This is a genomic window from Streptomyces vinaceus (assembly GCF_008704935.1).
In the GTDB taxonomy this organism is placed as follows: Bacteria; Actinomycetota; Actinomycetes; order Streptomycetales; family Streptomycetaceae; genus Streptomyces; species Streptomyces vinaceus.
Map to the genome: position 1 here is coordinate 3,665,573 of NZ_CP023692.1, position 19,701 is coordinate 3,685,273.

The 19,701-nt window shown below is 72.0% G+C and carries 19 protein-coding genes; 6 read left to right on the top strand and 13 right to left on the bottom strand.

Annotated elements, in window-relative coordinates; translation table 11 throughout:
- Positions 1–86 precede the first annotated feature (86 nt).
- The 3 genes from CP980_RS16405 (at position 87) to CP980_RS16415 (ending at position 3,457) form a co-directional block, all read left to right on the top strand.
- Positions 87–827: a hypothetical protein gene (locus CP980_RS16405; RefSeq protein ID WP_150528477.1), complete on the top strand. Its 741-nt coding sequence runs from the start codon at positions 87–89 to the stop codon at positions 825–827.
- A gap of 101 nt (positions 828–928) precedes the next feature.
- Positions 929–2,230 (top strand): M18 family aminopeptidase, encoded by a 1,302-nt coding sequence (locus CP980_RS16410; protein ID WP_132758245.1) that lies wholly within the window; start codon positions 929–931, stop codon positions 2,228–2,230.
- 159 nt (positions 2,231–2,389) lie between these two features.
- Positions 2,390–3,457 carry a hypothetical protein gene (locus CP980_RS16415; RefSeq protein ID WP_189999056.1) on the top strand — a complete coding sequence of 356 codons (1,068 nt, stop codon included), beginning with the start codon at positions 2,390–2,392 and terminating at the stop codon, positions 3,455–3,457.
- Between the two features lie 86 nt (positions 3,458–3,543).
- On the opposite strand, the gene CP980_RS16420 is transcribed toward CP980_RS16415, so the two are convergent.
- From CP980_RS16420 to CP980_RS16430, 3 genes are all read right to left on the bottom strand, one after another.
- A complete protein-coding gene (locus tag CP980_RS16420) occupies positions 3,544–5,391 on the bottom strand; it encodes an NHL domain-containing thioredoxin family protein (protein ID WP_150528478.1) in 1,848 nt (615 codons plus the stop codon).
- 90 nt (positions 5,392–5,481) lie between these two features.
- Complete coding sequence (locus CP980_RS16425) at positions 5,482–6,159, bottom strand: class I SAM-dependent methyltransferase (protein WP_150530249.1); 678 nt, start codon at positions 6,157–6,159, stop codon at positions 5,482–5,484.
- A gap of 92 nt (positions 6,160–6,251) precedes the next feature.
- On the bottom strand, positions 6,252–6,710 hold the full coding sequence (locus CP980_RS16430; RefSeq protein ID WP_150528479.1) for a glycine-rich domain-containing protein: 459 nt from the start codon (positions 6,708–6,710) through the stop codon (positions 6,252–6,254).
- A gap of 337 nt (positions 6,711–7,047) precedes the next feature.
- Between CP980_RS16430 and CP980_RS16435 the strand changes: the two genes are divergently transcribed.
- On the top strand, positions 7,048–7,827 hold the full coding sequence (locus CP980_RS16435; RefSeq protein WP_150528480.1) for a helix-turn-helix domain-containing protein: 780 nt from the start codon (positions 7,048–7,050) through the stop codon (positions 7,825–7,827).
- Between the two features lie 315 nt (positions 7,828–8,142).
- Here CP980_RS16435 and CP980_RS16440 read toward each other — a convergent pair whose 3' ends face one another.
- The 3 genes from CP980_RS16440 to CP980_RS16450 all read right to left on the bottom strand — a co-directional run bounded on the left by CP980_RS16440 (position 8,143) and on the right by CP980_RS16450 (position 11,080).
- On the bottom strand, positions 8,143–9,642 hold the full coding sequence (locus CP980_RS16440) for a recombinase family protein (protein WP_268257459.1): 1,500 nt from the start codon (positions 9,640–9,642) through the stop codon (positions 8,143–8,145).
- A gap of 72 nt (positions 9,643–9,714) precedes the next feature.
- The gene (locus CP980_RS16445; protein ID WP_132758237.1) at positions 9,715–10,236 is read right to left on the bottom strand and encodes a DUF4240 domain-containing protein; all 522 of its coding nucleotides are present in this window, start codon (positions 10,234–10,236) and stop codon (positions 9,715–9,717) included.
- 40 nt (positions 10,237–10,276) lie between these two features.
- Positions 10,277–11,080 carry an ATP-grasp domain-containing protein gene (locus CP980_RS16450; RefSeq protein ID WP_132758235.1) on the bottom strand — a complete coding sequence of 268 codons (804 nt, stop codon included), beginning with the start codon at positions 11,078–11,080 and terminating at the stop codon, positions 10,277–10,279.
- A 32-nt stretch (positions 11,081–11,112) separates the two neighbouring features.
- On the opposite strand from CP980_RS16450, the gene CP980_RS16455 reads away from it, so the two are divergent.
- On the top strand, positions 11,113–11,634 hold the full coding sequence (locus tag CP980_RS16455) for an LURP-one-related/scramblase family protein (RefSeq protein WP_150528482.1): 522 nt from the start codon (positions 11,113–11,115) through the stop codon (positions 11,632–11,634).
- Here the strand turns inward: CP980_RS16455 and CP980_RS16460 are convergent.
- Positions 11,570–11,917 carry a hypothetical protein gene (locus CP980_RS16460; RefSeq protein ID WP_229907322.1) on the bottom strand — a complete coding sequence of 116 codons (348 nt, stop codon included), beginning with the start codon at positions 11,915–11,917 and terminating at the stop codon, positions 11,570–11,572. The two genes, CP980_RS16455 and CP980_RS16460, sit on opposite strands and share 65 nt — an antisense overlap.
- A gap of 211 nt (positions 11,918–12,128) precedes the next feature.
- Entirely contained in the window at positions 12,129–12,905 is a 777-nt protein-coding gene (locus tag CP980_RS16465; RefSeq protein ID WP_132758233.1) for a carbon-nitrogen family hydrolase, read from the bottom strand.
- Between the two features lie 149 nt (positions 12,906–13,054).
- On the opposite strand from CP980_RS16465, the gene CP980_RS16470 reads away from it, so the two are divergent.
- On the top strand, positions 13,055–13,885 hold the full coding sequence (locus CP980_RS16470) for a maleylpyruvate isomerase family mycothiol-dependent enzyme (protein ID WP_132758231.1): 831 nt from the start codon (positions 13,055–13,057) through the stop codon (positions 13,883–13,885).
- Positions 13,886–13,947: 62 nt separating this feature from the next.
- Here CP980_RS16470 and CP980_RS16475 read toward each other — a convergent pair whose 3' ends face one another.
- The 5 genes from CP980_RS16475 to CP980_RS16495 form a co-directional block, all read right to left on the bottom strand.
- Positions 13,948–15,255: an MFS transporter gene (locus CP980_RS16475; protein WP_132758229.1), complete on the bottom strand. Its 1,308-nt coding sequence runs from the start codon at positions 15,253–15,255 to the stop codon at positions 13,948–13,950.
- Positions 15,252–15,926 (bottom strand): GntR family transcriptional regulator, encoded by a 675-nt coding sequence (locus CP980_RS16480; RefSeq protein ID WP_150528483.1) that lies wholly within the window; start codon positions 15,924–15,926, stop codon positions 15,252–15,254. Before CP980_RS16480 ends, CP980_RS16475 begins: the two co-directional genes overlap by 4 nt.
- Positions 15,927–16,032: 106 nt before the next feature.
- Entirely contained in the window at positions 16,033–16,368 is a 336-nt protein-coding gene (locus CP980_RS16485; RefSeq protein WP_150528484.1) for a protease inhibitor I42 family protein, read from the bottom strand.
- A gap of 17 nt (positions 16,369–16,385) precedes the next feature.
- Positions 16,386–18,275: a C1 family peptidase gene (locus tag CP980_RS16490; protein ID WP_150528485.1), complete on the bottom strand. Its 1,890-nt coding sequence runs from the start codon at positions 18,273–18,275 to the stop codon at positions 16,386–16,388.
- A gap of 162 nt (positions 18,276–18,437) precedes the next feature.
- Positions 18,438–19,553, bottom strand: a complete 1,116-nt coding sequence (locus tag CP980_RS16495) for a ribosomal eL19 family protein (RefSeq protein WP_150528486.1) — start codon at positions 19,551–19,553, stop codon at positions 18,438–18,440.
- Between the last annotated feature and the right edge of the window lie 148 nt (positions 19,554–19,701).

A 19,701-nucleotide genomic window follows, 5' to 3' on the forward strand; every position in this document is an offset into this window, starting at 1 on the left:
CATCCGCCCGGCGGCCGGGCCCTCACCGAGGGGGCCCGGCCGTCGGCATTCACAGGTTGTCGGTGGTTCGTGGGACGCTCGTAGGCATGAGTCCGGCAGAGCAGCACAGCAACAGCAGGGGGTACTCCGTCCCGACCGGGCGGCCGTACGCCCTCAAGGAGCTGCAGGCCGCCCTGGGCAGCCTCGGCGACCATCTGCGGGAGCTGTACGACGGCGCCCACCCCGCCGAGTACGAGGCCGTCGCCGACGCCCTGTACACCGCGTTCCAGACCGCGGCCGGCCTGGCGCCCGCCAAGAGCTACACCGGCTGCTCCGAGCACCCCAACGGGGCCCTGGACCCCGAGGCGCCCGACGGCTGGGGCCGCTGCCTGATCTGCAACGACCGGCGCCGCCTCGGACTGCGCGCGCAGGGCGCCCGCGCGGCCACCGCCGCCCCGCCCGCGGGGGAGCAGCGCCGGCTGGGCTATCCCGTGCCGGACCCGCCGTACACGCTGCAGGCCCTGCGCGACCACCTCCGCACGGTCGAGGACCGCCGCTTCCACCTGGGCTTTTCATCCCCGGCCGAGGAGTTCGTCCGGATAGCGGACGATCTCCACCGGGCGTTCATCGTGGCGCGCGAGCTGTCCAGGCCGCGCAACGCCTCCGGCTGCTCCGAGCACCCCGGCGCGCCCATCGATCCGGACGCGCCTCCCGGTGAGGCCTGTATCTTCTGCGCCGGACGCAAGAGACGCGCGCAGCGCTCCGCGACGACCCCGGAGATGCTCCCGCGCATCCGCCGGGGCGAGCGCAGGCAGCTGCAGCGCAGATTCGAGCGCCCGCCGGGCTGAAAAGCCGCCGGGAAGCGGACCACGCAGCCCGCGCGCCCGGCGTTTCGGCTATCCGCCGCAGTCCGACCATGGCGAACACGACCGTCGTTAAGGTGAACCACATGAGCTCTCCCGCCCGCTTCGACCGCGGCCACACCGACGATCTGATGACCTTTTTGACGGCCAGTCCGTCGCCGTACCACGCCGTGGCCAATGCGGCCGAGCGGCTGGAAAAGGCAGGCTTCAGGCAGTTGTCGGAAACGGACGCCTGGGACTCGGGCAGCGGGGGCCGGTTCGTCCTGCGCGGCGGAGCGCTCATCGCCTGGTTCGTCCCGGAGGGCGCGACCGCGCACATGCCGTTCCGGATCGTCGGCGCGCACACCGACTCCCCCAACCTGCGCGTCAAGCCGCTGCCTGACACGGGCTCACAGGGATGGCGGCAGATCGCGGTCGAGATCTACGGCGGCACCCTGCTCAACACCTGGCTCGACCGGGACCTGGGCCTGGCGGGCCGGCTGACCCTGCGCGACGGCAGCGAGCGGCTGGTCAACGTGGACCGCGCACTGCTGCGCGTCCCGCAACTGGCCGTGCACCTGGACCGGTCGGTCAACAGCGACGGGCTCAAGCTCGACAAGCAGCGCCACATGCAGCCGATCTGGGGCCTGGGCGAGGTGCAGGAGGGCGACCTCATCGCCTTCCTGGAGGAGGAAGAGGGCCTGGCGCAGGGCTCGGTGGCCGGCTGGGACCTGATGGTCCACTCGATCGAACCGCCCTCGTACCTGGGGCGCGACCGCGAGCTGGTCGCCGGCCCGCGCATGGACAACCTGGTCTCGGTGCACGCGGGCGTCGCGGCGCTGACCGCCGCCTCCGCCGCCTCCACCGCCGACAAGCTGGACCACATCCCGGTGCTGGCCGCGTTCGACCACGAGGAGAACGGCTCGCAGTCGGACACCGGCGCGGACGGCCCGCTGCTGGGGAACGTGCTGGAACGTTCCGTCTTCGCACGTGGGGGCACGTACGAGGACCGCGCGCGGGCCTTCGCGGGCACCATCTGCCTGTCCTCGGACACCGGCCACGCCGTGCACCCCAACTACGCGGAGCGGCACGACCCCTCGCACCACCCGCGCGCCAACGGCGGCCCGATCCTCAAGGTCAACGTCAACCAGCGGTACGCCACGGACGGCGGCGGGCGCGCGGTGTTCGCGGCGGCGTGCGAGCGGGCCGGGGTGCCGTGGCAGTCGTTCGTGTCCAACAACTCGATGCCCTGCGGGACGACGATCGGCCCGATCACGGCCGCGCGCCACGGCATCCAGACCGTGGACATCGGCATCGCGATCCTGTCGATGCACAGCGCCCGCGAGCTGTGCGGCGCCGACGACCCGTACCTGCTCGCGAACGCGCTGTTGGCGTTCCTGGAGGGCTGAGTCCGACCCGCGGGCCGCGCCGCCACCGGTACCCGGAGGCGGCGCGGGCTTCGGCCGGGCGGGTCGATCTCGGCGGCGCCGCGGTGCGATGAACCGATGGTGACACTCCGTCATGTTGTGCTGGGGTCCCGCCCTTCCCGGCCCGACAAGGAGAGTCCCGTGCTCCGCCTGTTCCGCCTCACCCCCGTGCCGCGCCTCGCGGGCGCCCTGGGCCTCGCGCTGGCCCTGCTCCTGACCGCACCCGCCGCGGCCACTCCGAAGCCCCCGAAGTCCCCGGAAGCCGACCTCTCCCTCGCGGATCCGCGGATCATCGCCCACTTCGACTTCGCGTCCGGGCAGACGCCGGAAAACATCGCCCTGGAGCCCGACGGCTCCGCCGATCTGACCCTCGCGCTCGCCCGTCAGGTGGTCCGCGTGGACCGGCACGGCGGAAAGCAGGTCCTCGCGACCCTGCCCGACGTCGCGGACCCCCAGACGCCCCTGCTCGGCGTCCCCGTCGTCAGCGGGATCGTCCGCACCCACGACGGGACGCTGTACGTCGGCTACAACACCGGCACCGCCGAGAGCGGCATCTACCGGATCACCCCCGACCGCGAGGTCTCCAAGCTCGTCGACATGTCCCCGAAGGGCTTCGTGAACGGCCTCGCCCTCGACGAGCACCGCGGGCTGATCTACGCCGCCGACTCCGTCCTCGGCACGGTGTGGCGCATCTCCCTCGACGAGGAGCCCGAGGTGACGGCCTGGGCCACCGGAGCGGCGCTGGAGCCGACCACCTTCATCGGCGCGAACGGCATCAAGGTGCGCGACCACGCGGTCTGGGTGTCGAACTTCGACCGGGCCACGCTGCTGCGGATCCCGGTCGACGAGGACGGGTCCGCGGGGAAGACCATGACGCACGCCACCGGGCTGACGGGCATCGACGACTTCGCGTTCGCCGGACACGGCGAGAGCGTCCTCGCCGCGCTGAACACCACCGCGAGCGAGCTCGCCCTGGTCCGGCCCGACGGCACCCACACCATCGTGCTGACCAAGGCGGACGGGCTGTCCGGGCCCACCGCCGTGGCGGTCCGCCACCACAAGGTCTTCGTCACCAGCGGCGCCTTCCTCGACGGCGTCGACCCGAACCTGCTGGTCGCCGACGTTGCGGAGGGCGAGGAGACGCCCGAGGACCACGGCCGGCCCCAGGACCACGGGCAGCGCGAGGACCACGGCAAGCACGAGGGCTGAGCCGCAGAGCCGTACCGCCGGAGCCCGCCCGGGGCTCCGGCCGTCCCGCCGCGTCGTCGTGGCCCCCGCCCCTAGGCAGCCATCCCCTAGGCGTCCATCCCCGCGAGGACGAGCGGGAGCCGGGTGGCGCCGTCGGCCGTGACGGTCACCGGCACTCCCCAGTCCTGCTGGTGCACGTGGCACGCCGGGTACTCGTTCGCCGGGTCGTCGTCGCACGAGGCCGCCATCGCCGAGACGTGCAGCACACCCTCGGTGACCTCCGGGTTCAGGACCAGCTCCCGGAACAGGTCCGTCCCCGTCCCCTCGCCGCCCACCAGCAGCTCCGGCGGCGTCGAGGACACCAGCAGCCGCGTCGACGGCCCGTAGCGGGTGTCCAGCTTCTGGCCGGTCGGCGCCTGGAACACCACGTCGAGCCGGAGCGTGCCCGGGGCGACCTCGGTCGCGGCCCGCTGTGTGCGGTGCGCGACGGCGTCGACCCGTACCGCCTCCTCCGGCAGCCGCAGCCGGGTCAGCCGGTGCCGGGCGGACTCGACGACCACGATGTCCTCGCCGACCAGCACCGCGTCACTGGGCTCGCGCAGATCGGTGGCCAGCGTGGAGACCTGCCCGGTCGCCGGGTCGAAGCGGCGCAGGGCGTGGTTGTACGTGTCGCACACCGCGACCGAGCCGTCCGGCAGGGCGGTCACCCCGAGCGGGTGCTGGAGCAGGGCCTGGGCGGCGTCGCCGTCGCGGTGGCCGAAGTCGAACAGGCCGGTCCCGACGGCGGTGCGCACGGCGTACCCGTCGCCGCCCTCGCCCTCGGGTTCCACGTACCGCAGGGCGCTGTTCTCGGAGTCCGCGATCCACAGCCGGTCCCCGGCGGCCGCGAGCCCGGACGGCTGCGCGAGCCAGGCCTCCGGGGCGGGCCCGTCGTGCAGGCCCTCGCTGGTCGTCCCGGCCGACACGGCGACGGTCCCCGTCTGCGGGTCCCAGGTCCACAGCTGGTGCACGCCCGCCATGGCGATCCACACCTTGCCCCGCCACCAGGCGACGTCCCACGGCGAGGACAGGTCCACCTCCAGGGCCGGACCGGAGGTCGGGGAACCCTGCCACCACTGGCGGCCGGTCCCGGCGACGGTCTCGACGGCTCCGGTCGCCGGGTCGAAGCGGCGCAGCGCGTGGTTGACGGTGTCGGCGACGACGACGGTGCCGTCGGGGAGCAGGGCCAGGCCCTGGGGCTCGCTGAAGGCGTCGGGCCCGAAGCCGCGCTCGCCGCTGCCGATGCGCCGTACGACGCTCTCGCCGTCGGGGGCCAGCTCCACGAGCTGGTGCCGCGTCGAGTCCGACACGAGGAGGTTCCCGCTCGGCAGGAGGAGCGCCTTGCCGGGGAAGCGGAGGTCGGTGGCCACCGGCTCGGGCGCGACGTACGGCCCGTCCCCGCGGCGCAGCGTGCCCTTGGCCTCGTGCTCGGCTTCGAGCTCCTCCACGAGGCGCGCGATGGCGTGTGCGTGCCCCTCGCCGGCGTGCTGCGCGACGATGTACCCCTCGGGGTCGATGACGACGAGCGTCGGCCAGGCCCGTACGGCGTACTGCTTCCAGGTGGCCAGCTCGGGGTCGTCGAGGACGGGGTGGTGCACCTCGTACCGCTCGACGGCGTCGACGACGGCCGCGTGCTCGGCCTCGTGCACGAACTTCGGCGAGTGGACACCGATGATCACGACGGTGTCGCGGTGCTTCTCCTCCAGCTCGCGCAGCTCGTCCAGGACGTGCAGGCAGTTGATGCAGCAGAAGGTCCAAAAATCGAGGATCAATGTGCGACCTCGGAAGTCGGCGAGCTTCAGATCCTTGCCGCCGGTGTTGATCCATCCGCCCTTGCCGATCAGCTCGGGGGCACGGACACGGGCACGCTTGCGGGGTACGGGCGCGGGGGTGGGCGCCGGGGCAGCATCGTTCATGTTTCAAGCTTGCCATTGGCCCATGAACACCGGATCACGGCCGTACGACGCCGTTGTCCCGCGCAGCTATGGGATCCGCTCCACCACGGACTAGCCTCCTGGGACGCCCCGGACGAACAGGGTTCCTGCGCGCCGACTCCCGGCGGGTGGGGCAAGCACGGACGCTGACACGTCCACGAAGCCGTGTTCCTCGAGAATCCGCGCCCACACATCGGGTTCGTAGTCCCACCGCTTGACGACAGCGGGGTCTTCTTCGGGCCCGCGCGGGATGTATGACGCCTGGCAGCCGTAGCACCCTTCAACCGGGGGACGCTGGGAGAAGGCGAAGACGCCACCCGGCTTGAGGTTCGCGTGAACCATCGGCAGCAGAAGACCGGGGTCGGTGAACCAGGCAGCGCCGAACACGCTGTAGACCGCATCGAAGATCGTGAACGTGTCTCCGAGATAGGTGAGCGCGTCGGCCTGGCGGAGTTCCATCCCGTCCACGCCCGGCCACCGCTCGCGTGCCTTGTCGAGCTGCTTGGCGGAGAGGTCGATCCCGACGGACTGATTGCCGAGCATTGCGAGATGAGCGGCGTTCCCTCCAGACCCGCACCCGAGATCGAGCACGCGGTCTCCCGGGTTGAGGTTGAGCACGTCGGCCCTGGGGCCGTGGTCCGGGTACTGGGTCCAGTTGAACCATGTGGTCTCGCCCTTGGCGTTGGTCTTCCGCCGCTGGGGCTTGCTCTGCGAGTAGGTGTCCCATGCGGTGCTGCGAGCGTCAGTCACTACCTGTCCGTTCTCGTTCACGGCGACAGCCGCCCGGCACGATACCGGGCGGCTGAAGCTCTCGTGGGTCAGTCGCTCCGCTTAAGTCGGAGCTATGTGGCAACGGGGCTGTCGGAGCAGCCCGCGTAGCTCTGGGTGCAGTCGGCTGCGCCGTTGATCGGCCAGAACTCCGGGTCCACGTCGAAGCCGGCCGATCGGATCACCTCGGCCGTCCGACGCATCGCGGCCCGGCCCTCGGCGGGGTCGTGGCCGTTGTTGCGGTCGGGGACGTGGTGGATGAATCCGCCGCCGAGCGCGTCGCAGACCCTGGCGTAGTCCTTGGTGTGGAGCACGAGTGCGTGCCAGAAGAGGTCCACGCGAAGGCTGGGCGTGGCCCTCTCCGTGGTGTTCGCGGCGACGGCGAGGAAGGCCGCCACCTGGTTGACGCCGCGCTGGCCCTGGTCGTCGGTCATCTCCGGCCAGGAGTCCTCGCGGACCATGGTGATGAGGTCGGCCCTCAGCTCCGGGGTGATGAGGTCGTACACGGCCTTCGTCGTGTCGGTGATCGTCACGTCTGTGCCTTCCTGGTCTGTGAGGAACATCGGGGGCACTTGCAGGGGGGCCAGGCAGCGGAGGCCATGGGGGTCAACGGCTTCTCGGCGCTGCTGCTGGGGTAGATCACCTCAGAGCCGAACATCTGGCCGGAGTCGCGAGACACCCGCACGGTCATGGTCATCGTTGGCCTTCTGCTTGCCCGGTCCGGTTGGTGAAGCGATGTTCCCGCCGCCGGTCGGTCGGAACGACGACGCTTCGGGCGTCGCCTGGGCGTCACTCAGTGGGGTGTCAATGACGCCCTCCAGGGCGTCAAACCGGTGTCATTGCATGGCTGTTCGGTCTAGCTTTGACGTCATGACGACGACCGCCGTGGTGCCGAATGATGTGCTGCGGGCCGTTCGTATCGGCCTGCGCTTAAGCCAAGACGACTTCGCCAAGGCGCTCCGCCGGGCAGGTGCGGAACTGGGGGAGCCGAACGAGGCTTCGAAGCGGCTGGTGCAGCGCTGGGAGTCCGGCACGAGCAAGACGCCTCGGGGCGTGTACGCCAGGGCCTTAGAACGGGTCACTGGGCGTCCGGTCGAGGCACTGGGGTTCGCCCTGCCGGTGCCGACGGCACGAGTCCACGCAGACGGGAAGGGAGGGCATGACATGGAGACCGGCACAACCGATGTCGCGTCTGCCTCCGTAGGCGCGCAGCCCACCGCGCAGACGGGTGAGGAGACGTTTTCGGGAGTGTGGCTCAGCCGCTACGAGTTCTTCTCTTCGAGCCGGGGCGACTCGTACGAGGGCAAGCACTACGTAGTGATCGTCCAGCACGGGAACCGGCTGACCGTTCAGAGTCTGCCCGGGGCGAGCAGCAACCCGGACAGCCCGCTCACGCTGGATCTCACTGTCGATCGCAACGTGGTCACGGGTACGTGGGTCGAGCAGACTGCCGCAGACGGCTACTACAACGGGGCCCGCTACCACGGGGCCATCCAACTCCTGGTCGAGCCGACCGGACGGCGCATGGCCGGAAAGTGGGTCGGCTTCGGCAAGGACTTCGACGTGAATACCGGCCCCTGGGAACTGCGGCTGGTGGACCGGTCCACGAGCAAGGCGACGCTGGAGAGGTACGGCCAGCCGCCGGAGTGACATCCGACCCGGCACCTGATCGGGCGAAGACCCCACGGGGTGGGGCCTTCGGCGGGCTTTGCAGGGCGTTAACTGTGCCGCTCTCGCGCCTTCGGCGGTCGATATGCGCTGGTCAGAGCCCACGATGGGCCGGAAAATGGGGGTCATACCCAGCGTGCGCGTTCCGAGCTGCGGCCGGGGTCGGGATGGTGACCACAGCGCAACTTCGCGCCGACCCTCGGGCCGCCCCAGTGACGAAGTGACGGAATGACATTTAGTTCTATTCCATCCATAGAGACTCAGAATATCTCTTAAGGAGGTAGCGGACTTCGACCGTCATTCCGTCACTTCGTCACCCGCCGACTCCGCCCCGGCACCGTCTCTCGTCGCCCAGACGATCCGGCAGCGCTCGTCACCGTCGAACCTCACGCCCACTCTGCCTCGCCGGACTTCCACGCGATCGATTGCGAGGCCAAGGCGTGCACGCCTTCCGGCCGCATCGTCGGCTTCCCACGATTCACGCAGCAGGCTCGCGTCCAGGAGCGGAGAGATGTCCACGGAAGGGGTCGGCACCCGCAGTAGGTCCGCGCGCAGCCCCTCGATGCGGGTACGAAGTCGCCCGGCGAGTCGGTTGTACCGGTCGATCGCGTCTGCGCCTGTGAACTCGCCACGGACGTACCTGGCCTCCTCCAGGTCCGCCAGACGGGCCCCTTCGTCCGCGATCTCCGCCTCGATCGCGTCCCGCTTCGCGAAAACCTCCGGGTCCTCCCTCTGTACCCAGCGATCGGCGATCACGGCGAGCAGCGGGTCCTGAGGCCCCAGGGAAGGCAGGCGTGAGAGGAACGCCCGGGTCACGTAGTCATCGATGCTCTCCACCCGAGCCGAGACGCCGGAGCATCCTCGCCCCATGCGGTGGCTGGAGCACTGGTACGACGTGCCGGCCTTGCTCATCCGGGCCCCGCAGAGCCCACAACGCGCTATCCCGGTGAGCAGCGACTTCCCCTGCTTGTGACCGTGCCGCATCCCCGCCAGAGGGAACGTGCGCGCTTCGAGCTGGCGGAGGATGAGCTCACGCTCCCCGACCGTGATGATCCCCTCGCCGATACTCACGGTTTCGAGCGTCTCCGGGTCCCGGTAGGGAGAGACCCGGTTCATGTACTTGCGTGTCCCATCCGGCTGCTCCTCGTACTCGGTCTGCGGCATGAGACCGGCGAAGGCCGGTGAGCGAAGGAGCTGCATGACGCTGGACGAGTTCCACTCGCCTCCGCGGGCCGACTCCACCCCGTTCTCGTTCAGCAGTCGGGCAATGTGAACGAGGGCCTTCCCGGACAGCGCTTCGTCGGCGATCAGGCGGGCGTAGACAGCGGTCTCGGGGTCGTGGACGAGCTTCTTCGCCTCCGGGTTCACCAGGAGCCCGTAGGGCGGCTGCCCGCCGATCCATTGCCCTCGCTGCCGCAGGTACCGCTTGGCACTGCCCACGCGCATCCCCAGATTGCGTGACTCGTTGCGCGCGAGCTCCGCCAACATCGCAATGGTGACGCGGGCACTGTCGTTCTGCGTGTCGAGGCCATCCATGACGGAGACCAACCGCCCGCCGCCCCGGCCTATGTCGTCCAGCGCCTTGCCGACCTCGCCGATGCCTTTGCGGGACAGACGGTCGAGTTTCCAGACGATCAGCACGCCCACGACGCCGGCCGTGACGGCTGTGATCGCCGCGTCGAACCCCTTGCGGCTGACGTTCTTGTAGCCGGAACGTCCACGGTCGACGTGGACCTTGCGGACTGTCAGTCCGTTGCGCTCCGCCCAAGCCCGGCAGTCGGCTTCCTGGCGGTCGATCGCGGTCTTGCCTTCCCCGTGAACGCCAGGTCACGGGCGTGCGACCGCGTCCGCCGGGTGCGCCCGGGGCGGCTAGTCGAAGAGGGCGCTCAGGCGGGGGAGGCGGGCGGCGGTCTCCTTCGTGTCGTCGAAGTCGAAGTCCCAGGACGGGTCCAGCGCGGGGTAGCTGATCGTGAAGGAGTCCGACGGGAGCTCGCGGCCCGTGGCGGATTCGTAGGCCGTCCAGGCGATCGACAGGGCCTCCTCGTCCCACAGCTCCAGGCCCTGCGCCGCCGCCTCGCGGACCGCGGGGTGGTCCGCGAGGGAGTCGGGGTCGGCCAGGGCCCCGGCGAAGGCCTCCTCGCCCTGGGTGAGGAGCCAGCCGCGGAAGTAGTCGAAGCCGTCGTCCGAGCAGCCGCCGTTGATCACGTACGCCGCGGCCCACAGGGGGCTGCGGTAGGACTCCGCCAGCAGGTCCCACAGCACCTGCTGGGCGGCGGCTATCTCGGCCTCGGGGCAGCGCGCCAGCAACTCCGAGGCCCGCGCCGCCACCTGGTCCGGCTCGGCGTCCGTGCGGGCGGCGTCGATCAGCTTCCAGAACGTTTGCTTGTCCATGGGGGAATCGTGGCACTCCCCTCTGACATCGGACGCGTCGTCAGACCGTGAGGAAGGAGTGGAGGGATTGCGTCAGAGCGGTGACGAAGGCCTCCTGGGTCGCCGGGGGGACCAGGTCCAGGGAGAGGTACGGGTTCAGGTCCTCCAGTTCGACGAGGAGCAGCTCGCCCGACGGGGCGCGGCAGGCGTCCACCCGCTGGATGCCGTGCGCCAGCGTGTTCCACGCGATGAAGGCGCGGGCGAAGTCGAGGTCGGCCGCCGTGGCCTCGTACGGCTCCAGCTGCCAGCGGCGGGCCGGGTCCGGGGCGTACAGCGCGTACTGGAAGGCGTCGTCGACGAAGTAGAAGGAGACCTCGTACGCGAAGTCGACGCGCGGCTGGATCAGGTTCACCCCCGCCGGGCCGTCCGGGTGCGGGGTGAAGGTCAGGCCTATGGAGTCGGCGCCCTGCTTGGGCTTCACCGCGTACGAGGGCACCGACGGGAGCAGCGCGAGGTCGGCGGGGTCGTCGATCGTGGGGATGACCGGGTAGCCGGCGGCCGTGAGGTCGAGGAGGTACTGCTTGCCGGCCATGTCGCCGCGGCCCGTGAGCGGGTTGTAGACGCGGGTACCGGCGGCGAGCGCGGCCGCGCGGAACGCGTCGTACGCCTCCTGGTAGTGCAGGACCGGCCCGCTGTTGCGGACGACCACCGCGTCGAAGTCCGCCATGACGGCCTCCGCGTCCAGCGGATGGCACAGGGCGAGCGGGAAGTGCTCGCGCAGGCGGGAGGTGAGGAGGATGTCCTCGTCGCAGTAGCGGCGGCCGCGCGCCGGGTACGCCAGGTCGGTCACATAGAGCAGGGGCATGGCGGCAACCTATCGCGGGCATCGATCCGGGCATGAAATACCTGGTTCGGGACAAAATGCTGGCCCTCGGCGACGACTACTGGATCGAGGACGAGGACGGCAGGCACGCCTTCCTCGTCGACGGCAAGGCGCTGCGCATCCGGGACACGCTGGAGCTGAAGGATCCGGACGGGCACATCCTGATCACGCTGCGGGAGAAGCTGCTGGGCCTGCGCGACGCGATGACGCTGGAGCGCGACGAGCGCCGGCTCGCCGTGATCCGCCGCAAGCGGCTGTCCCTGCTGCGGGGCCACTACCTCGTGAAGCTGATCGAGGGCACCGAACTGGACGTGAGCGGGCGGCTCCTGGACCGGGAGTTCAAGATCGAATACGAGGGGGAGCTCCTCGCCCTGGTCTCGCGCCAGTGGTACCGGATCCGCGAGACCTACGCCGTGGACGTGATCCGAGAGGACGCGGACGCGGCGCTGCTGATCGCGGTCGCCGTGTGCGTCATCCGGATGGCGGAGAGGGAACGGGAGGACGGGGCCGGTCCCGATGGTGGTGCCGGGCCGTGAGCTGGCCCTGGACGTAGGCGTCGGTGTCCGGCGCGTACGGGCCTCCGTGGTCCAGCAGGAGGTCGCTGATGCGCTGCCACTCGGCGGCCTCGGCGCGGGCGCCGGCGTCCGCGGACTCCAGGTCACCGGTGTCGGCGAGCACGGCCTCCAGGGCGGCCCGCGCCGCGTGGTGGGTCATGCCCGTGGCCCGGTCCCGGACGCGCCGGCGGGCCTCGATCTCCGCGGCGGCGGGCTCGTGCGGCTCCAGTGCGGCCTCCAGCACGTCCTCTGCGTCGTCCTTCACGGCGCGTCCCCCTCCTCGTCTCCCGGCGCGGAACCGGTCCGGCACCGCCCACTCCTCCCCCTCTGCCCGCGGACCCCGGCGTCAACCGGGGCCTTCCGGGGGCATCCGGCGGCTTCCGGGGCCGTCCAGGGGTTCCGGGGGGGCCGGGGGCTTCCGGGACGCGGGCCCGCGGGGCCCCGGAGCCCCGGAGCCCCGGGGCCCCGGGCGACGGTCAGCGCATGCGGCGGTCCTTCAGGGCCGGGAACTGCTCGCGGGTCTCGGCCACCTTCGAGGGGTCCAGCTCGACGGTGAGGACGTCCTCGCCGGGGCCCGCCTCGGCCAGGACCTCGCCCCACGGGTCCACGACCAGGCTGTGCCCGGCCTGCTCGACGCCCGCGTGCGTACCGGCCAGCCCGCAGGCGAGGACGTACGACTGGTCCTCGACGGCCCGGGCCCGGTTCAGCAGGGTCCAGTGGGCCCGGCGGCGGGCCGGCCAGCCCGCGGCCACGACCATCGTGGTGGCCCCGGCGTCGACCAGGCCCCGGAACAGCTCGGGGAAGCGCAGGTCGTAGCAGGTGGCGATGCCGAGGACCTGCTCCGGCAGGGTCACGGTGGTCAGGGACTCGCCGGCCGACATCAGGACGGCCTCGCCCTGGTCGAAGCCGAAGCGGTGGATCTTGCGGTACGTGGCGGCCAGCTCGCCGGCCGGCGACAGGACGAGGGCGGTGTTGTAGAGGGAGCCGTCGCCCGCGCGCTCCACGACCGATCCGGCGTGCAGCCAGACCCCGGCGTCGCTCGCCGCCTTCGACATCGCCTCGTACGTCGGGCCGTCCAGCGGCTCGGCCTCTGTCTCGAACTGCTCGTAGGCGAAGGCGCCCACCGTCCACAGTTCGGGCAGCACGACCAGGTCCGAGCCCGACTGCTCCCGTACGAGATCGGCCGCTCGGGCCCGGCGTGAGGCGACCGACTCCCCGTCGGACACCGCGATTTGGATCAGCGAGGCGCGCACACTACCACCGTCCTGGCATTCAAGCCGTCAACTCCGGCCTACGATCGTCACACGAAAGCGGTGCCGGGGTGCTCACCGGCAGCGTAGTTTGGGAATCAGTCCACACGCTTCCAGAAAACGCGCCACTGAACAGCACGCGAGGGGTCCCGTTGACCGTCCAGCCGCATCCCAGCCTCCAGCCCTATGCCGACGCGTGGACCCACTCCATCGAGGCGATATCCGAGCTCGTCCTCCCCCTGACGGAGGGCGAGTGGAACCGCGCGACCCCGTGCCCCGGCTGGTCCGTCCGTGATGTGGTGTCACACGTCATCGGCATCGAGTGCGAGCAGCTGGGGGATCCGCGGCCGATCCACACGCTGCCGCGGGATCTGCGGCACGTCGTGGACGAGTTCACCCGGTACATGGAGGTCCAGGTCGACGTCCGGCGCCACCACACCGCGCCGGAGATGACCTCGGAGCTGGAGTACACGATCATCCGGCGGTCGCGGCAGCTGCGGAACGAGAAGCGGGATCCGGACACGATGGTGCGGGGACCGCTGGGCGACCAGGTGACCCTGGAGCACGCTCTGCGGCTGCGCGCGTTCGACGTGTGGATCCACGAGCAGGACCTGCGGGCGGCGCTGGGCGTGCCGGGGAACTGGGACTCGCCGGGGGCGTACGTGGCGCGCGACATCCTGCTGGCGGGGCTGCCGAAGGTGGTCGCGAAGAAGGCCGGGGCGCCGGCGAACTCGGCGGTCGTGATCGACGTGCACGGCCCGGTGGAGTTCCTGCGGACCGTGCGCGTGGACGCGCAGGGGCGCGGGACGGTGGACGGTACGCCCTCGCTGGGCCCGGCCGTGACGCTGACGACGGACTGGGAGACGTACGTGCGCCTCGCGGCGGGCCGGGTGCGCGCGGGTGCCGTCGCGGACCGGGTGAAGGTCGAGGGCGACGCCGAGCTGGCCGAGGCGATCCTGGCCCACTTCGCCGTGACCCCTTGACCCCTTGACCCCGTGACCCCTTGACCCCGTGACTCCGTGGCCGCCGCGCGGGGAACCGCCGCTCAGGCCCGGGTCGGGCTCGGGGAGTCCGCGCTGTGGCGGCTCGGAACGGTCGGCCGGTGGGCGCGTTCCGCCCTCAGGGCCGCCGGGCGCAGGCGCAGGATCTGGGTCAGGCCCAGGAGTTCCACCACGAAGACCGACGAGAAGGCGATCCGGTAGTCGTCGCCGGTGGCGTCCAGGAGGAGGCCGATCGCCAGCAGGGTCGTCATCGAGGCCAGGAAGCCGCCCATGTTGGTGATGCCCGACGCCGTGCCCTGGCGCTCGGGCGGGTTCGCGGGGCGGGCGAAGTCGAAGCCGATCATCGAGGCCGGGCCGCAGGTCCCCAGGACCACGCACAGCATGACGAGGAGCCACATCGGGGCCCGCTGCCCCGGGTAGGCCAGAGTCGAGGCCCACAGCAGCGCCGTGAGACCGACGGTCCCCAGCGCCAGCGGGATCCTCGCCGACTGGCGGCGGCCTATCAGCTGGCCGTAGACGAGGCCGAAGGCCATGTTCGAGGCCACCACCAGGGTCAGCAGTCCGGCCGCGGTGGTCCGCGCCAGCCCCTGGTCCTCGACCAGGAACGGCATGCCCCACAGCAGCAGGAACACCATCGCCGGGAACTGCGTCGTGAAGTGCACCCACAGGCCCAGTCGGGTGCCGGGCTCCTGCCAGGACTCCCGGATCTGGCGGCGCACGAAGCCCCCGCCCGCCACGCGCGCCGGCGGCTCGTGGCCTTCCGGGTGGTCCTTCAGGAACAGCACCAGCGGGATCAGCACCAGCACGCCCGCCGCCGCGCTGCCCGCGAACGCCTGCACCCAGCCGAACCCGTGCAGCACGGGTGCCAGCACCAGCGTGGAGACCAGGTTGCCGGCCATGCCGACCAGCCCCGCCAGCTGCGCCGTCAGCGGACCGCGCCGGGCCGGGAACCACCGGGTGCCCAGCCGCAGGACGGAGATGAAGGTCATCGCGTCGCCGCAGCCCAGCAGGGCGCGGGCTGCGAGGGCCATCCCGTACGTGGGCGAGAGCGCGAAGCCGATCTGCCCGGCCGTGAACAGGACGGCGCCCAGCGTCAGCACCTTCTTGGTGCCGAGCCGGTCCACCATCAGCCCCACCGGCACCTGCATGCCCGCGTACACCAGGAGTTGGAGGATGGAGAAGGTCGAGAGCGCGGAGGCGTTGACGTGGAAGCGGTCCGCCGCCTCCAGTCCGGCCACGCCCAGGCTCGTACGGAAGATCACCGCGACGAAGTAGACGGCCACGCCGATGGACCAGACGGCCACCGCCTTCCGGCCCCCCGGGGGATCCTTGAAGACCACCGCCCCGCTCACCGGCCCGGCCCCCGCACCAGCGACTCGACGCGGCCCACGTGACCCCGTACGGCGGCGGCCGCCGTCTCCGCGTCCCCGGCCCGCAGCGCGTCCAGGATCTCCGCGTGCTCGGCCAGCGAGCGCTCCACCCTCTCGGGGTGCGCGTGCAGCAGGGCCACGCCCATCCGCAGCTGCCGGTCGCGGAGCTGGTCGTACAGGCGGCAGAGGATCGCGTTCCCGGCGCTGCGCACGATCTCGGCGTGGAAACCCCGGTCGGCGGCCATCATCGCCGCGAGGTCGCCCCCGGCGGCGTGCCGGCGCTGCTCCTCCAGCAGTTCCGCGAGCCGCTCCAGCAGCCCGGGCGGGGCCGGTACGGCCCTGCGTACGGTGAACTCCTCGACCAGCAGCCGGGTTTCTATGACGTCGGCGATCTCCTGAGCGGAGACCGGCAGCACCAGCGCGCCCTTCTTCGGGTACAGCTTCAGCAGCCCCTCGGTCTCCAGACGCAGCAGCGCCTCGCGGACCGGCGTACGGGACACCCCGACGGCGTCGGCGAGTTCGCCCTCGGTGAGGAGGGTGCCGCCCTCGTAGCGGCGGTCCACCAGCACGGCGTGCTTGACGTGTCGGTAGACGCGTTCGGCGGCGGGAACGGCCGCCGGCGCGGTGGTGGCTGGGGGAGCGGCTGAAGGCATGCGCACAGGATAGATACGTGAAGGGTGCACCGGTCCTCCCCGTCCGGGATGTGGACAGCCGCGCCGCTTCGGGCGGGCCCGCTGGAGGCCGTACGGCACCGGGCGCTCAGCTCCCGTCCCTCCCGGGGGTCGCGCCCGTGACCTCCACCTCCAGCACGAACTCGTCGTACGGGGCCTCCTGCGGGTAGGGCGGCCGGATCTGCGCGAAGCGGATCGTGGCCCGCCCGCCCGGGCAGCGGCCCCGGACCAGGTAGGTCCGCTCCAGCTGGGCCCCGGGCAGCACCTGCGCGGGCGGCGGCGGGGGCCCGCTCACGTCGCTGACGGAGACGGCGTCCGCGTCCCCGGTGACCTGCCAGGTCCACACGTACCCGCGCGCCCCGCGCCCGGCGAGCCGCAGCTCGTACGACTCGCCCGCGCCCAGGGCGATCCGGCGTACCTCCACCGCGAAGACCTCCCGGCTCAGGCGGGGCCGATCACCGGCCCCTCGTGCCAGCCCGCCGCGTCCCGCCAGTAGTGCTGAAGCTGCCGGTCCGTGCGCAGGACGATGACCTCCAGGTTGAACCCGAAACTCCCCTGGAGCATCCCGGTGACGGCGAGCGCGTCGTGGCCGAAGACGGCACCGCGGCTCCAGGCGGAGCCGGCGGCGTTGCCGCGCCACCAGTGCTCGACGCGGCCGCCGGCGCCGACCGCGCAGAGCTCGTAGTTCCCGGCGGTGTCCTCGTCGGCCGCCCCGTACTGGGACTCGATCAGGCAGGGTGCGGAGGTGATCGCGCTCCCGAAGACCTCCCCGGGGCGCCAGGTGAAGCCGTTCGGGTCGTCGCGCCACCACAGCTGCATCCGGCCGTCCGTACGGGTGGCGACGAGGTCGAGGGTGCGGCCGCGGGTCTGGACGAGGGCGGGCCCGTAGTGGGCGATGCCGGAGCCGAAGCGGCCGCCGTCGTTCCAGGTCCAGGGGGCGCCGTTGATCCGCCACCAGTGGTTCAGACGGCCGTCGGCGGTGCGGACGACCACCTCGAAGTTGCCCGGCTTGCCGTAGTCGCTCTGGATGAACGCCGGGGTCGAGCCGATCGCCGCGTCGCCCGGCCCGAAGGCGCCGCCGTCGCGCCAGACGCCGGCGGACTGCTCGTAGTACCAGTGGCGCAGCCGGCCGCCGGTCGTCACGTGCAGGGACTCCATGTTCCGGTTGTACGTGGTGCCGGTGAAGGCGGGCTGGCCGGAGGCGTCACTCGCGTACGCCTGGGCGCGGGTCCACGCGAAGGGGGCGTCGCCCTCGCGCCACCAGTGCTGGAGGCGGCCCCCGCCGGCGGCCGCGCACAGCTCGAAATTGCGGTGGGCTCGGCCGTTGCCGCTCTCGTAGACGTTGCCGGCGTGCAGGCGGCGCTTGCTCCACGGGTCGATGTTGGTGCCGTGCAGACCGCACTTGGCCCAGTAGTCGATGTTGACCTCGCCGTAGGCGATCCGCCCGTGGCCGCCGACGTGGTAGCCCGTCCCCCAGGAGTTCTTGAACAGCCAGCAGCCCGCCGCGTCGTCGTAGCCGGTGATCAGGACGCAGTGGCCGCCCGCGAGACGGTCGCTGGTGCGGTGGTAGACCCCGGAGCCGAGGCCGAAGAAGTCGTCGTACACGTCGAAGCAGGCGGTGAGCGGGCCGACGGTGTCCAGCCAGACCTTCTGCTGCTCCACATCTCCGAGGCGTACGTAGTCGGTGATCCGGACGGTCCGGCCGGACCGGTCCCAGCTGGGCGTGTACTCGGCGCGCCAGGCGTCGCGGCGGTCGGCCGGGACGGTGGCCGGGGGCGGGGAGTAGGGCCAGCAGTCGGGGTCGGCGAGGCCGCCGTTGGCCTTGACCCAGTCGAGGGCGGTCTCGGGGTTGGAGCCCTGGCCGCAGGTGAACTTCAGACCGTCGTGGACGTCCCCCTCGGAGCGCTTCGCCCACACGTTGTGCTCGATGCGGGCCATGGACTCGACGAGTCCCGCGGCCCCGAAGGCCCAGCAGGAGCCGCACGGGTTCTGGTCCTTCACCTTGGTGATCCAGGGCCAGCCCCAGCGGGTGCGCCAGTCGACGGCAGCGGGTCGGGCGCCGGGCCCCGCGGGCGGCGATCCGGGCAGCAGGCCGTGGGCGGCGCGGCGGCGGGTGAGGCGCGGATCGGCGCTCTCGTGGCCGATGAGCGCCGGCAGGTCGACGGCGCCGATCTGCGCGGCGGGCGTGAGGTTCACGCCCGGTTCCAGGCCGAGGGAGGGCCGGGGTACGGGCTCCTCGTCGGCGAGATGTTCGATGACGGACCAGCGCGCTCCCCGCGCCACGAGCCGCGCGCGCAGCTCCCCCGCCGTCTGGACAGACTGCTCCGGCATGACCGGCCCCCCAGCGTCAACCGTTGTGTGCAGACCCGGGAGCGTCCATCGGGCGGCGGGGCGCGTCAAGGGTGTCCGCACGGTCGCGCGGTCGCACGGGGGGTCGTACGGGACGGCCGTCCGCCCCCGGCGTCGGAGGGACGCCGGGGGCGGAGGTGGGGCCTATTCCGCCGGGGCGGGGGCGGCGGCCGGCATGCCGGGCAGGCCGAGGCCGGTGAAGAGGGCGACCACGGTGGCGCCGAGGTCGTTCACGACGTCGTTGGCCTTGGCCTTGGCGTCGGTGGTGCAGCCGCAGGGGCCGGCGGCCTTGGCGACTTCGTCGACGGAGGCCTTGAGGTGGTCGACGGCGGCGGTGACGAGGTCGACGCGGGCGCGGTCCACGGCCCGGGGCTTCGCCGCGACGGCCGGGGCGACGGCAGGGAGCGTGACGGGCTGCGCGACGGCGGCGGGCGGCACGGCCGCGTCGACGGGCGGCTTGGCGGCTTCTGCCGGGGGCTTGGCCGCGTCGACCGGCGGCTTCGCAGCTTCGGCCGGCGGCTTCGCGGCCTCAACGGGGGGCTTGGCGGCCTCCATCGGCGGCTTCGCAGCGTCGACCGGAGGCTTGGCGGCCTCAACGGGCGGCTTCGCGGCCTCCGCCGGGGGCTTCGCAGCCTCGACCGGCGGCTTGGCGGCTTCGACCGGAGGCTTCGCAGCCTCCATCGGCGGCTTCGCAGCCTCCATCGGCGGCTTCGCAGCCTCCACCGGCGGCTTGGCGGCTACGGGCGGCTTCGCAGCCTCCACCGGCGGCTTCACAGCCTCCACCGGCGGCTTCGCGGCCTCCGCCGGGGGCTTCGCCACGGCTGCCGGGGGCTCGTCCGCCGGCTGCTTCGGCAGGACCACCGGGGTCACCGGCGCGGCCGCCGGAGGCTTGGCCGCCGCCTCCGGTACGGCGGGAGCCGCCGGGGCCGCCGCCGGAGCGGCCGCCGCGAAGGTCTTCTTCATGGAGGCCAGGGCCGCGTCGATCTTCTGCTTGTGCGCGGCCAGGTCCGCCTCCGGGAGCTTCCCGTCCGGCGACTTCAGCACCTCCCCGAGGAAGTTCGTGACCGGGGTGATCATGCTGCCGGCGGCCCCGAGGGAAGCCACCTGCGCGGTCAGCGCCTCGGCACCGGGGATGGCCTTCTTCGCCACCGGCGCCGGCGCCTTCGCCGGGGCGTCGGCCGCACCGGCCAGACCGGGGGAGACGGACATGAGCGTCACGCACAGGGCGGCGGGGAGGGTGTAGCGGGTGATGCGGTGCAAGATTTCTCTCCTGTTCAGAGTCGCGGGGCAGGGGATGTGCCCCTGTCCACTCACCGCCACCCGGTCACATTCGGCAACCGGAAACCGGCCCGCGCACGGCCCAAACCCCCGCCCCCACGCCTGCGACCTGCACAGATACCTTCTCCCT

Excerpts from the sequence above, each read along its gene's own strand:
- CP980_RS16405 (WP_150528477.1), top strand. The coding sequence starts at position 87 with ATGAGTCCGGCAGAGCAGCACAGCAACAGCAGGGGGTACTCCGTCCCG.
- CP980_RS16410 (WP_132758245.1), top strand. The coding sequence starts at position 929 with ATGAGCTCTCCCGCCCGCTTCGACCGCGGCCACACCGACGATCTGATG.
- CP980_RS16420 (WP_150528478.1), bottom strand. The coding sequence starts at position 5,391 with ATGAACGATGCTGCCCCGGCGCCCACCCCCGCGCCCGTACCCCGCAAG.
- CP980_RS16435 (WP_150528480.1), top strand. The coding sequence starts at position 7,048 with ATGACGACGACCGCCGTGGTGCCGAATGATGTGCTGCGGGCCGTTCGT.
- CP980_RS16445 (WP_132758237.1), bottom strand. The coding sequence starts at position 10,236 with ATGGACAAGCAAACGTTCTGGAAGCTGATCGACGCCGCCCGCACGGAC.
- CP980_RS16450 (WP_132758235.1), bottom strand. The coding sequence starts at position 11,080 with ATGCCCCTGCTCTATGTGACCGACCTGGCGTACCCGGCGCGCGGCCGC.
- CP980_RS16455 (WP_150528482.1), top strand. The coding sequence starts at position 11,113 with ATGAAATACCTGGTTCGGGACAAAATGCTGGCCCTCGGCGACGACTAC.
- CP980_RS16480 (WP_150528483.1), bottom strand. The coding sequence starts at position 15,926 with ATGCCTTCAGCCGCTCCCCCAGCCACCACCGCGCCGGCGGCCGTTCCC.
- CP980_RS16490 (WP_150528485.1), bottom strand. The coding sequence starts at position 18,275 with ATGCCGGAGCAGTCTGTCCAGACGGCGGGGGAGCTGCGCGCGCGGCTC.